At 72.9% G+C, this 13,390-nt stretch carries 9 protein-coding genes; 8 read left to right on the top strand and 1 reads right to left on the bottom strand.

The features are described 5' to 3' along the window. Positions 1 to 16 precede the first annotated feature (16 nt). The 6 genes from ACIP84_RS23705 to ACIP84_RS23680 all read left to right on the top strand — a co-directional run bounded on the left by ACIP84_RS23705 (position 17) and on the right by ACIP84_RS23680 (position 9,313). Positions 17 to 1,090, top strand: coding sequence for an ABC transporter substrate-binding protein (locus ACIP84_RS23705; RefSeq protein ID WP_401800067.1), 1,074 nt, complete (start codon positions 17 to 19; stop codon positions 1,088 to 1,090). 125 nt (positions 1,091 to 1,215) lie between these two features. Beyond that, the gene (locus ACIP84_RS23700; RefSeq protein ID WP_355968698.1) at positions 1,216 to 2,016 is read left to right on the top strand and encodes an ABC transporter permease; all 801 of its coding nucleotides are present in this window, start codon (positions 1,216 to 1,218) and stop codon (positions 2,014 to 2,016) included. Further along, entirely contained in the window at positions 1,992 to 2,936 is a 945-nt protein-coding gene (locus tag ACIP84_RS23695; protein WP_401800064.1) for an ABC transporter ATP-binding protein, read from the top strand. The genes ACIP84_RS23700 and ACIP84_RS23695 overlap by 25 nt, the downstream gene beginning before the upstream one ends. After that, entirely contained in the window at positions 2,920 to 4,359 is a 1,440-nt protein-coding gene (locus ACIP84_RS23690) for an LLM class flavin-dependent oxidoreductase (protein ID WP_355968682.1), read from the top strand. The genes ACIP84_RS23695 and ACIP84_RS23690 overlap by 17 nt, the downstream gene beginning before the upstream one ends. Continuing rightward, entirely contained in the window at positions 4,356 to 8,276 is a 3,921-nt protein-coding gene (locus tag ACIP84_RS23685; RefSeq protein WP_401800061.1) for an ABC transporter ATP-binding protein, read from the top strand. The genes ACIP84_RS23690 and ACIP84_RS23685 overlap by 4 nt, the downstream gene beginning before the upstream one ends. After that, on the top strand, positions 8,273 to 9,313 hold the full coding sequence (locus ACIP84_RS23680) for an aldo/keto reductase (protein WP_401800058.1): 1,041 nt from the start codon (positions 8,273 to 8,275) through the stop codon (positions 9,311 to 9,313). The genes ACIP84_RS23685 and ACIP84_RS23680 overlap by 4 nt, the downstream gene beginning before the upstream one ends. A gap of 9 nt (positions 9,314 to 9,322) precedes the next feature. Here ACIP84_RS23680 and ACIP84_RS23675 read toward each other — a convergent pair whose 3' ends face one another. Then, a complete protein-coding gene (locus tag ACIP84_RS23675) occupies positions 9,323 to 10,453 on the bottom strand; it encodes a PucR family transcriptional regulator (protein WP_401800057.1) in 1,131 nt (376 codons plus the stop codon). Between the two features lie 183 nt (positions 10,454 to 10,636). Between ACIP84_RS23675 and ACIP84_RS23670 the strand changes: the two genes are divergently transcribed. Both ACIP84_RS23670 and pruA read left to right on the top strand, forming a co-directional pair. After that, entirely contained in the window at positions 10,637 to 11,563 is a 927-nt protein-coding gene (locus tag ACIP84_RS23670; protein ID WP_355968689.1) for a proline dehydrogenase family protein, read from the top strand. Positions 11,564 to 11,593: 30 nt separating this feature from the next. After that, positions 11,594 to 13,234, top strand: coding sequence for an L-glutamate gamma-semialdehyde dehydrogenase (pruA, locus tag ACIP84_RS23665; RefSeq protein ID WP_401800054.1), 1,641 nt, complete (start codon positions 11,594 to 11,596; stop codon positions 13,232 to 13,234). The last annotated feature ends 156 nt before the right edge of the window (positions 13,235 to 13,390 follow it).

Genomic DNA, 13,390 nt, shown 5'->3' with positions numbered 1-13,390 from the left:
GACAGGAACTCCCCTGATGCCCTCCTTCCCGCACCCGCCACCGTCCCCCGCCCTCGGGCGGAGAGGCTTCCTCGCCCTCGCGTCCGGCGCCGTCCTCGCCGCCGCCGGATGCGCGCCCCAGGCCAGCAACGCCGCCCATTCCGCACCGCTGAAGGAACTCCCCACCGGGCCGCCGCCTGCCGGTACCTCGCTGACCGTCGCCGTCCGCAGTTCGCGTATTCAATTCGCCGAATCAGGCATCGGAAAGAAACTCCCCTTCACCGTCTCCGAGTGGCCCAACCTGAGCGCGGGACCCGACATCATCCAGGGATTCAGGGCGCGCTCCATCGACCTGGCGAGCAATGCCGGAATTCCGCCGATCCAGGCCGAGGCCATCGGCGTGGAGTCCCGCATCGTCGCCGTACAGGTGCGCAGACAGCCCTCGTACGTCTTCGCCACCGCGCCCGGCTCGGCCGTCCGGAGCGTCGCCGACTTCCGGGGCAAGAAGATCGCCTTCTCGCAGGGGCAGGCGCAGGGCGTGGTCGTCCTGCGGGCCCTGAAGCAGGCCGGGATAGCCAACGGCGACGTCGATCTCGTCGAACTGCCGAGCACCCAGTTCCTCACCGCGCTGCAGTCCAGGCAGGTCGACGCGGCGCCGCTCGGCGAGCCGACGCTCACCAAGTACCTGAGCCAGTACGCCGGGGACGGCGCCCGCCGGGTGCCCACCGACGTCATCGACCTGCTGACCGTCCTCTGGGCCCCGATCGAGGTGCTGAACGACCCGGCGAAGGCCGCCGCCGTCCGTGCCTTCGTCCCGCTGTGGGCGCAGGGCGTGGTGTGGGCGTGGGAGAACACCGACCGCTGGATCGACGCCTACTACGTCAAGGACCAGGGCGTGAAGGAGGCCGACGGCCGCCGCATCGTCGCCTCCCTCGCCACACCGCAGTTCCCCGTCTCCTGGGACAAGGCCATCGCCTGGGAGCAGGAGACCGCCGACCTGCTGGCCGAAGGCGGGTTCGTGCCGAAGGTGGACGCCGCCTCGCTGTTCGACCGGCGCTTCGAGGGCCTCGCCTCGGGGGCCGTGCCCGCCCGGTACCGGGAGGGATCGTGAGCGACTCCCTGACCGATGTCCGCACCCGCGTCCCGGCGGGCGTACCGGCCCCGCCGCGGGAGCCGGACGGCACGAAGCACCCCGAGGCCCGGAAGCAGGCCACCGCGCCCCCGGCCGGCGTCCCGGTGTCCCGCTCCGGCATCCAGCGGCGGCGGCGCCTCGGTCCCGGCCGGAGCGTACCCTTCGGGCGGCTCCTCGGCCCCGTGCTCGTGGTCGCCCTCTGGTGGGCCGCCTCGGCGGCCGGCTATCTCGACCCGCGCATCCTCTCCGGCCCCGGCGCCGTCGTCTCCACGGCCGTCGAGCTGATCGCCGACGGGCGGCTCCAGGGCAATGTGCTCGTCTCCCTGCAGCGCGCCGGGCTCGGTCTGCTGCTCGGGGTCGCCTCGGGTGTGCTGCTCGCCGTGGTCGCCGGGCTCAGCCGCACCGGCGAGTACCTCGTCGACGGGCCGCTCCAGATCAAGCGGGCCATTCCGTCCCTCGCGATGCTGCCGCTGCTGATCCTCTGGCTCGGCATCGGCGAGCAGATGAAGATCACCGTCATCGCCCTCGGTGTCGCCGTGATCGTCTACATCAACACGTACGCCTCGCTGACCGGCATCGACAGCCGTCATGTGGAGCTCGCCGAGGTGCTGGAGCTGCGCCGCCGGCAGTTCCTGACCAAGGTCGTCCTGCCCGGCTCGCTGCCCGGCTTCTTCGTGGGGCTCCGGCTCGGCGTCACCTCGTCCTGGCTGGGGCTGATCGTGGTCGAGCAGGTCAACGCGACCAGCGGCATCGGCTACATGATGTTCCAGGCCCAGCAGTACGCCCAGTCGGACGTGATCATCGTCGGCCTGGTGGCCTACGGCACCTTCGGGTTCGCCTCCGACGCCCTTGTCCGCGCCGTCGAGAGGAGGGCCCTGTCATGGCGACGCACGCTGGCGGGCTGACCAAGGAGCACACCCCGAGCCCCGGGGAACCGCAGGACGCCCCGCGCCCGGGGGAGCCCGAGAAGCACACGCCGAGCCCCGGGGAACCGCAGGAGCACGCACCGCGCCCGGGGGAGCCGGAGGCCGCGCCGGACGGGCAGCCCTTCAGCGCCGGCGCCCCCGACGCGCCGCCCGCCGTACGGGCCGGGCGCCTGGTCCGCCGCTTCGGCGACCGGGTCGTCCTCAAGGAGATCGATCTCGCGCTGGCGGCGGGGGAGTTCACCGCCCTCCTCGGCCGCAGCGGCTCCGGCAAGTCCACGCTCCTGCGCGCCGTGGCAGGCCTCGACCACGACGTCGAGGGCTCGGGAGAACTGCTCGTCCCCGAGCGGGTCTCGCTCTCCTTCCAGGACTCCCGGCTGCTGCCGTGGCTGCGGGTCCTCGACAACGTGACCCTGGGGCTGCGCGGGCCCGGCGCCCGCGCACGTGGTCTGACCGCGCTCGCCGAGGTGGGTCTCGCCGGCCGCGAGCGGTCCTGGCCGCACGAGCTGTCCGGCGGCGAACAGCAGCGGGCCGCGCTCGCCCGCGCCCTCGTCCGCGATCCCGAACTGCTGCTCGCCGACGAGCCGTTCGGCGCGCTCGACGCCCTGACCCGGATCAAGATGCACGACCTGCTCCGCGAACTGTACGAACGCCACCGCCCCGCGGTCCTCCTCGTCACCCACGACGTCGACGAGGCCGTCGAACTCGCCGACCGCGTCCTCGTCCTGGACGAGGGGGAGATCTCCGTCGACCTCGCCATCGACCTCCCCACCCCCCGCGACCGGCGCGACCCGCGCTTCCAGCAGTACCGCGACGCCCTGCTCGCCGCGCTCGGCGTGCACTCCGCACCGCTCGCCCCCGCACCCCGTCCGGAGGACCATCCCCATGCCGCACACGTCTGACCGCCCCGCCCGCAAGCCCCTCCACCTCAACGCCTTCCTCATGTCGGTCGGCCACCACGAGGCGGCCTGGCGCCTCCCCGAGAGCCCCGCCGACGGCGGCACCGGCATCGCGCACTACCAGAACCTCGCCCGCATCGCCGAACGCGGCCTGCTCGACTCGGTCTTCCTCGCCGACAGTCCCGTCCAGCAGGGCGACCCGGGGCGCCGGCCCGTCAGCAAGCTGGAGCCGACCGTGCTCCTCACCGCCCTGGCCGCCGTCACCTCGCACATCGGGCTGATCGCGACCGCCTCCACCAGCTACAACGAGCCCTTCAACCTGGCCCGCCGCTTCAACTCGCTCGACCACGTGTCGAACGGGAGGGCCGGCTGGAACATCGTCACCACCGCCGGAGCGGACGCGGCCCGCAACTTCGGCCTCGACGACACCCCGCTCCACCACGAGCGCTACCGGCGTGCGGCCGAGTTCGTCGACGTGGCCACCAAGCTGTGGGACAGCTGGGCCGACGACGCGGTGGTCGCGGACAAGGAGGGCGGGATCCACGCCCGCGCCGACCGGGTCCGGCCCATCGGCCACCGCGGCGAGTTCTTCCGGGTGGAGGGGCCGCTGAACGTCGAGCGCTCCCCGCAGGGCTACCCGCTCCTGGTGCAGGCCGGGTCGAGCGAGGACGGCAAGGACTTCGCCGCCCGCTACGCGGAGGCGGTGTTCACGGCCCAGCAGACCCTGGAGGAGGGCATCGCCTTCTACAAGGACGTCAAGCAGCGGGCGCTCGCGCTCGGCCGCGACCCCGACGGCATCAAGATCCTCCCCGGCATCGTCCCCGTCATCGGCGACACCGAGGCCGAGGCCCGCGAGCTGGACGCCGAACTCGACCGGCTCATCGTGCCGGAGTACGCCAAGCGCCAGCTGGCCCTGCGGCTGAAGATCGCGCCCGAGGACCTCGACCTGGACGCCGAACTGCCCGAGGACATCCCGACCGAGGACGACATCGAGGGCGCGAAGAGCCGCTACACGCTGATCGTGGAACTGGCCCGTCGCGAACGGCTCACCGTGCGCCAGCTGATCGGACGCCTCGGGGGCGGCCGCGGACACCGGACGTTCGCCGGGACGCCCGAGCAGATCGCCGACACCATCGAGCACTGGTACGTGAGCGGCGCGGCCGACGGCTTCAACATCATGCCGGCCGTCCTGCCCTCGGGCCTCGAAGCCTTCGTCGACCGGGTGGTGCCGCTGCTCCAGGAGCGCGGCCTGTTCCGCACCGAGTACACCGGCACCACCCTGCGGGACCACTACGGCCTTCCGCGGCCCGCCAACCGGCTGTTCGACGGCGCCGGGAGCGACGGCGCCGGGAGCGAGGCCGCCGGAAGCGAGGCCGCCGAGGCGCCCGGCGGTCACCTGGGCATCGGTCTGGTCGAATCCCGGTGAGCGACTGTCCCCCGCACGAGGGCGCCCCGGCCGCCGCACCGTCCGCACCCACCGGGGCGGGCGGGACGGGGCACCCGGAGGCGGCGCGGCCCGGCTGGGCGCGCCGCCTCGGCGGGTACGCGCTCCGCCGCCGCACCGACCTCCTGCTCGCCTTCGGCGCCGCGGCCGTTGCCGCCGTCGCCACCGCCTCGCTGCCCCTCGTCCTGCGGCACGTCGTCGACGGCGTCGCCGGCTCCACCACCACCTCCCTCGTCCCCTGGATCCTGCTGCTCACCGGCATCGGCGCGGTGCGCTTCGGCGGGAGCTTCGTCCGCCGCTACTGCTCCGGCCGGCTCTCCCTCGGGGTCCAGTACGACCTGCGCAACGACGCCTTCGCCGCGCTCCTGCGGCTCGACGGCGCGCAACAGGACGACCTGCGCACCGGACAGGTGGTGAGCCGCTCCATCTCCGACATCACCCTGATCCAGACGCTGCTGCAGTTCCTGCCCAACATGACCGGCAACGCCCTGATGTTCTGCGTCTCGCTGGTCTTCATGGCCTGGCTCTCGCCGCTGCTCACCGTCGTCGCCCTGGTCGTCGGCCCGCTCCTGTGGCTGATCGCGCTGCGCGGCCGGCGCACCCTCTTCCCCGCCAACTGGCACGCCCAGCAGGAGGCGGCCGAGGTCGCCTCCGCCGTCGAGTCCACGGTCACCGGTGTCCGCGTCGTCAAGGGCTTCGGCCAGGAGCGGCGCGAACTGGAGGGCCTCGAACGCCGCGTCCGGGGGCTGTTCTCCTCGCGGCTGCGCGTCGTCGCCTTCACCAGCCGCTACAACCCGGCCCTCCAGGCCGTGCCCGCGCTCGGGCAGGTGGCGGTCCTCGTCCTCGGCGGCTGGCTGGCGCTCGACGGCCAGGTCTCGCTGGGCACCTTCCTGGCCTTCACCGCGTACCTCGGCTCGTTCGTCACCCCGGTCCGCCAGGTCGCGACCCTGCTCACCGTCTGGCAGCAGGCGAGGGCGGGCGCGGAACGAGTCTTCGAGGTGATCGACGAGGAGCCGGCGATCACCGACCCGCCGACCGCCCGGGACCTGCCCGCCGCGTCCACGACCGGCCCGGGCGCCCCCGGCACGGCCACCGGACTCCCCGCGCTCGCCTGGGACGACGTGACGTTCGCCCACGGGGCCGGCGAGCCCCTGCTGCGCGGCTTCAGCCTGGACGTGCGCCCGGGGGAGACCCTCGCGCTCATCGGCCCCGCGGGCTGCGGCAAGTCCACCGCCGTCGCCCTGCTGCCCCGCTTCTACGACACGGCGGCGGGCACGGTCCGGGTCGGCGGGCACGACGTCCGCGACCTCACCCTGGCCGCTCTGCGCTCCCGTATCGGCTTCGTCTTCGAGGAGAGCCTGCTGCTGTCCGACACCGTGCGGGCCAACATCGCGTACGGCCGTCCGGACGCCGGTGACGAGGAGATCCGCGCGGCGGCCCGTCTCGCGTGCGCCGACGAGTTCGTCGAGCGGCTGCCCGACGGCTACGACACCCTCGTCGGGGAGCAGGGGCTGACGCTCTCCGGCGGCCAGCGTCAGCGGATCGCCCTCGCCCGGGCCCTGCTCGGTGAGCCCGCGGTCCTGGTGCTCGACGACGCCACCTCCGCGATCGACGCCCGCGTCGAGGCCGACATCCACGCGTCCCTGCGCGAGGCCGGGCTCCGGTGCACCACCGTGCTCGTCGCCCACCGCGAGTCGACGCTGGAACTGGCGGACCGGATCGCGCTCATGGACGGCGGCCGGATCGTGGACACCGGCACCCTGGACGAACTCCGCTCCCGCTCGGCCCTGTTCCGCACGCTGCTCGCCGCCGACGGCGAGGAGGGACGGCAGGAGGAGGCCCCGGCCCCGGCGCGGGGCGTCACCGCGGAGCTGTGGCGGCGCCCCACGGGGTCCGGGCGCGTCCACGACGAGGCCACGGCCGTACGGGCCGCGAACGCGCTCGCCGAGGCCGCGGCCACCGCCGGGCCGGGCCGCGGCGGACCGGGCGGCGGGGTCCTCGGCTCCGCACCGCCGACCCCCGAACTCCTCGCCGCCCTCGAACGCCTCCCGCTGCCCGAGGACGACCCCCGGGTGCCGCTGGAGCAGGCGGTCTCCGCCGACCCCCGGTTCCACCTCGGCACCCTCCTGAAGCCGTTCCGGCTGTCGCTCCTCGCCGGACTGCTCCTGGTCGCCGTGGACGCCCTCGCGCAGATCGCCGTGCCCGTCCTCGTACGCCACGGGGTGGACGGCGGCGTCGTCCACCAGGCCCGGGGGGTCCTCCTCGCGGCCTCGGCCACGGCCGCCCTCGTCGTCGGGCTGAACTGGCTCGTCGGCGTCGCCCAGGTCCGCACCACCGGACGCACCGGCGAGCGGCTCCTCTACACCCTGCGGATCAAGACCTACGCCCAGTTGCAGCGGCTCGGCCTCGACTACTACGAGGGGGAGCTCGGCGGCCGCATCATGACCCGGATGACCACGGACGTGGACGCCCTGTCCACCTTCCTCCAGACCGGGCTGATCACCGCGGTCGTCAGCCTCCTCACCGTCCTCGGCGTCCTGGCCGCGCTCCTCGCCATCGACGCCGGCCTCGCGCTCGTCCTGCTCGCCGCGCTGCCGCTGCTCATCGGCGCGACCGCCGTGTTCCGGCACTACTCGGTCCCCGCCTACCTGGAGGCCCGGGAACGGATCAGCACGGTCAACGCCTGCCTCCAGGAGAACGTGGGCATGCTGCGCGTCACCCAGGCGTTCCGGCGCGAGGGGCACAACGCCGCGCACTTCGCCGCCCTCGCCTGGTCGTTCCGCGACTCGCGGCTGCGCGCCCAGCGCTACATGGGCACCTTCTTCCCCTTCGTGGAGTTCCTCGGCACGCTCTCCACCGCCGCGGTCCTCGCCGTCGGCGTGGGCCAGGTGCGCTCCGGCGAACTGACGGCGGGGACGCTGATCGCCTTCCTGCTGTACGTCGAACTCTTCTTCTCGCCCATCCAGCAGCTCTCCCAGGTCTTCGACGGCTATCAGCAGGCGGTCGTCGGAATGAGCCGGCTGCGCGCCCTGATGCGCACCCCCGTCGCCACGCCCCTGGCGGCGGCACCGCGCCGGGTGACCTCGCTGCGGGGCGAGATCGAGTTCGACGACGTGTCGTTCCACTACGCGGGCGGCCGGGAACGCGACGTGCTCCACGGCGTCCGGCTGCGGGTCGCGCCCGGCGAGACCGTCGCGCTCGTGGGCACCACCGGCGCGGGCAAGTCCACCGTCGTCAAGCTCCTCGCCCGGTTCTACGACCCGGTGGCCGGAGCCGTCCGGGTGGACGGGCACGACCTGCGCGAGCTCGACCTGACCGGGTACCGCCGCAGGCTCGGCATCGTTCCGCAGGAACCGCACCTGTTCGGCGTCACCGTCCGCGACGCCATCGCCTACGGCCGCCCGGACGCCACCGACGCCGAGGTGGAGGCCGCCGCCCGGGCGGTCGGCGCCCACGACACGGTGGCCGCCCTGCCGGCCGGCTATCTGACCCCCGTGGGGGAGCGGGGCCACGGCCTCTCGGCCGGGCAGCGCCAGCTGCTCGCCCTCGCCAGGGCCGAACTCGTCGACCCCGACGTCCTGCTCCTCGACGAGGCGACCGCCTCGCTGGACCTCGCCACCGAGCGGCGGGTGGCCGCCGCCGTCGAGGCGCTCAGCCGCCGGCGTACGACGCTCGTCGTCGCGCACCGGCTCACCACGGCCGCCCGGGCCGACCGGGTCGTCGTCCTGGAGGCCGGCACCGTCGTGGAGAGCGGCACGCACGCCCAGCTCCTCGCGGGCCAGGGGCCGTACCGCCGCCTCTGGGACGCCTACCGGCAGGGCACCACCACCCGTACCACCCCGCCCGCCCCCGCGGCGGCGGAGCACCACGACCGACTCGTACAAGGGAGTGCACGATGACCACCGAACACCGCCTGCTGGGCCGCACCGGCGTCCGAGTGAGCCCGCTGTGCCTGGGCACGATGATGTTCGGCGCCCGCGGCAACACCGACCACGCCGACAGCGTCCGCATCATCCACAGGGCCCTGGACTCCGGCATCAACTTCGTCGACACCGCCGACGTGTACTCGGCGGGGGAGTCGGAGACGATCGTCGGCAAGGCCCTCGCGGGCGGCCGCCGGGACGACGTCGTCCTGGCCACCAAGTTCCACGGCAGCCTCGGCGAGGACACCAACGAGCGCGGCAACAGCCGGCGCTGGATCGTCCGCGAGGTCGAGAACAGCCTGCGCCGCCTCGGCACCGACTGGATCGACCTCTACCAGGTGCACCGGCCCGAGCCGGAGACCGACTTCGACGAGACGCTCGGCGCCCTGACCGACCTCGTCCGCCAGGGCAAGATCCGCTACATCGGCACGTCCACCTTCGAGCCCTCCGCCATCGTCGAGGGCCAGTGGATCGCCGAGCGCCGGGGCCGCGAGCGGGTCGTCGCCGAACAGCCGCCGTACTCCCTGCTCGCCCGGGGCATCGAGCGCGAGGTGCTGCCCGTCGCCCAGCGCTACGGCCTCGGTGTCCTCACCTGGAGCCCGCTGGCGGGCGGCTGGCTCTCGGGCCGCTACCGCAAGGGCGCGGAGCAGCCGCAGTCCAGCCGGATCGACCGCCAGGCCGCCCGCTTCGACATCGCCGACCCGGAGAACGCGGCCAAGCTCGACGCCGCCGAGGCGCTGGCCCAGCTCGCCGACGAGGCCGGACTGAGCCTCGTCCAGCTCGCGCTCGCCTTCGTCCTCGAACACCCCGCCGTCACCTCGGCGATCATCGGGCCGCGGACCTTCGAGCAGCTGGAGGCGCAGCTCGGCGCCGACCGGATCCGGCTGAGCAGGGACGTCCTCGACCGGATCGACAAGATCGTGCCGCCGGGCACGAACCTGTCGGCCCGGGACGGCGGATACGTGCCGCCCGCGCTGGGGGAGCCGGAGCTGCGCCGCCGCGCGCGTCCCTGACGGATCCGTTCAGAGCCGCGCCGACTTCAAAGACATGTGGAGCAGTAGGCGGTCCTCGCCGTCGTCCAGGTCGAGGCCGGTGAGCTGCTCGACCCGCGACAGGCGGTAGTAGAGGGTCTGGCGGTGGATGCCCAGGGCCGCCGCCGTGCGGCCCGCCTGGCCCGCGTTGTCGAGGAACACCTCGGCGGTGCGGGCCAGTTCGGCGTGGGCGGGGGCGACGAGCGGGGCGACGACGGGGTCGACCTCGGGGTGGTAGAGCGCCGCGAGCAGGCGGTACGGGCCGATCCCGGCCCACTCCGCGACCGGGCCGAGGGTCGGCTGGGCGGTGGCGGCGCGGGCCGCCGTGTTGGCCTCGCGCCAGGCCGCCGGGAGGTCGGCGAGGCCCCGGCGGGGGGTGGCGATGCCGGCCGGGGCGGCGGCGCGCAGCCGGTCGGCGGCCGCGCGGGCGGGGGCGAGGTCCTCGGGCGTGCGCAGCCGTACGAGGACGGCCAGGGACTCGCCGGACTCGCCGGACTCGCCCTCGGGGAGGACGGCGACCGCGGCCGCGGCGGCGACCGAACGGATCGAGGGGGCGTCGCCCTGCCAGGGGGTCACGCAGACGACGGTGTGCAGACCGTCCGCGCTGGGGCCGAGCGCCACCCGGAGGGCCGCGACGGACATGTCGCTCTGCCAGCCGCGCCCGGCGGTCAGGGCCGCGGCGAACTCGCGCGAGAGGTCGGCGTCCGCCCGCTCCTCGTCGGCGAGGAGGTCGCCGATCCGGGTGGCGACCTCCATCGCGGCCGTGAGCCGGGCGGGCGTGGGGCCGGGCTCGGCGTCGAGCAGCCAGACGTACCCGAGGACGACCCCCCGGTGGCGTACGGGCAGGCAGAGGCGGTCCCGGAACACACCGGCGTCCGGGGCGGCCGGGATGCGGACCGGGCCGGTCGCCCGGGTGATGCCGAAGCCCTCGAACCAGGCGCGGACCGCCGGGGTCGACTTCCGGGTCAGGATCGAACGCGTCCGGACGGGGTCCATGGCGGTGTCGTCGTCGCTGTCGTGGGCGCCGAAGGCGATCAGACCGAAATCGCGGTTCTCCAGCGTCGCCGGTGCGCCGAGCAGCGCGGAGATCTCGTCCACCAGTTCTTGGTAATCGCCCTTCACAGCGCCATTCTCGCACCCTCTCAGACATATGTATGAGATGCCGTGCACGGATGCGTGACAGCTGTAGATGGCGGACGATCGGAGCGATCCATAGGTTTCACGGTGGTTCTTCGTGCTGTTCCCGTTTTCTTACGGAAGATCGGGTACGGCACCCTTCGTCACCCTGTCCTTCTGGAGGTCCCCGTGCTGGGTCCCGTGATCCTCGCCGCGTCGCGCAGCGACAAGATGCGCCGTCTCGTGTCGGCCGCCCCCGGGACCAAGCAGGTCGTCGCCCGCTTCATCGCTGGTGAGTCGGTCGGCGACGTCGTCCCGATCGTCCAGGACCTGAGCGACCGCGGCCTGGAGGTCACCCTCGACGTCGTCGGTGAGGACATCACCACCGTCGAGCAGTCGTACGCCGCCCGGGACGCCTACCTGGAGCTCATCGGCCGTCTCAAGGAGCTGGGCCTCGGCGAGCGCGCCGAGATGTCCGTCAAGCTGTCGATGTTCGGGCAGTCGCTGGAGAACGGCCACGAGCTGGCCCTCGCGAACGTCCGGCCGGTCGTCGAGGCCGCCGCCGAGATCGGCACCACGGTCACCCTGGACGCCGAGGACCACACCACCCTCGACTCGATGTTCGCCATCCACGAGGAGCTGCGGAAGACCCACCCGCAGACCGGCTGCGTCATCCAGGCCTACCTCTTCCGCACCGAGGACGACGCCCGCCGCCTCGCCGCGAACGGCTCCCGCGTCCGGATCGTGAAGGGCGCCTACAAGGAGCCCGCGTCCGTCGCCATCCAGGACAAGCCCGAGATCGACAAGGCGTACGTCCGGATCATGAAGATCCTGATGGACGGCGAGGGCTACCCGATGATCGGCTCCCACGACCCGCGCCTGATCTCCATCGGCCAGGAGCTCGCCCGCCGTGCGGGGCGCAAGCTGGACGAGTACGAGTTCCAGATGCTGTACGGCATCCGCAGCGAGGAGCAGCACCGGCTGGCCGCCGAGGGACACCGCATGCGCGTGTACACCGCCTACGGCACCGACTGGTACGGCTACTTCATGCGCCGCCTCGCGGAGAAGCCGGCCAACCTCCTCTTCTTCGTCCGCTCCATCCTCACCAAGGGCTGAGCCCACCTCTCACAAGGAGTATCGAGACTTATGGACGCTGTCACCCAGGTCCCCGCTCCGGTCAACGAGCCGGTGCACAGCTACGCCCCCGGTTCCCCCGAGCGCCTCCGTCTGGAGACCAAGCTCAAGGAGCTGGCCGAGAACCCGCGCGAGCTTCCGATGACCATCGGCGGCGTGAAGCGCCTCGGCGGCGGCGAGGAGTTCAAGGTCGTCCAGCCGCACAACCACAAGGCCGTCATCGGCACCTTCCGCGGCGCCACCACGCAGGACGCCCAGGACGCCGTCGACGCGGCCCTGGCCGCGGCCCCCGCCTGGCGCGCGATGGCCTTCGACGACCGTGCCGCGATCATCCTGCGCGCCGCCGAGCTGCTCGCCGGCCCGTGGCGCGAGACGCTGGCCGCGTCCACCATGCTCGGCCAGTCGAAGACCGCCCAGCAGGCCGAGATCGACACCCCGTGCGAGCTCGTCGACTTCTGGCGCTTCAACGTGGCGTACGCCCGCCAGATCCTGGCCGAGCAGCCGCCGGCGAACTCCCCGGGTGTGTGGAACCGTCTGGACCACCGCCCGCTCGAGGGCTTCGTCTACGCGATCACGCCGTTCAACTTCACCGCCATCGCGGGCAACCTGCCCACCGCCCCCGCCCTCATGGGCAACGTGGTGGTCTGGAAGCCGTCCCCGACGCAGACCCACTCCGCCGTGCTCCTCATGGAGCTCCTGGAGGAGGCCGGCCTGCCGAAGGGCGTCATCAACCTGGTGACCGGCGACGGCATCGCCGTCTCCGAGGTGGCCCTGAACCACCCCGACCTGGCCGGCATCCACTTCACGGGTTCGACCAAGACCTTCCAGCACCTGTGGAAGACGGTCGGCACGAACATCGAGAAGTACCGCTCGTACCCGCGGATCGTCGGCGAGACCGGCGGCAAGGACTTCGTCGTCGCGCACCCCAGCGCCGACCGCGCCATCCTGAAGACCGCGCTGACCCGTGGCTCCTTCGAGTTCCAGGGCCAGAAGTGCTCCGCGTCCTCGCGCGCCTACATTCCGGCCTCCATCTGGAACGACGGCTTCAAGGAGGAGTTCGCGGCCGAGGTCGACGGCATCACCATGGGTGACGTCACCGACCTGTCGAACTTCATCGGCGCCGTCATCGACGAGCGCTCGTTCGCCAAGAACAAGGCCGCGATCGACCGTGCCGCGGCCGACCCGACCTGCACGATCATCGCCGGTGGCACGTACGACGACTCGGTGGGCTACTTCGTCCGCCCGACCGTCATCGCCTGCACCGACCCGGAGAACGAGGTCTTCAAGGCCGAGTACTTCGGCCCGATCCTGGCGATCCACGTGTACGACGACAGCGCTGCCGACGGGTACGACGCGATGCTGACCCAGATGGAGTCGGTCTCGGACTACGCCCTCACCGGCTCGGTCATCTCCGGTGACCGCGCGGCGGCCGCGTACACGATGGAGAAGCTCCGCTTCGCCGCGGGCAACTTCTACATCAACGACAAGTCGACCGGCGCCGTCGTCGGCCAGCAGCCCTTCGGCGGCGGCCGTGCCTCGGGCACGAACGACAAGGCCGGCGCCCCGCAGAACCTGATGCGCTGGACGCTGACCCGCGCCATCAAGGAGACGCTGGTCCCGCCGACCGAGTACGGCTACCCCCACATGGTCTGACGCCCCCGCCTCCCCGGAGGCCCGCCGCGTGAGCGGCCCCTGATCACCGCCCCCCTCCCCGGTCCCCCAACAGTGGATCCAAAGGGGGCGGTAACGGGTTGGTCTTCTGACCAGCGCAAACGACGGCCCCGGCTCTCTCCCCCAAGAGAGCCGGGG

Origin of the sequence: Streptomyces sp. NPDC088707 (assembly GCF_044752725.1) — a bacterium.
Classification (GTDB): Bacteria; Actinomycetota; Actinomycetes; order Streptomycetales; family Streptomycetaceae; genus Streptomyces.
This window is presented reverse-complemented; position numbering and strand designations above follow the sequence as displayed.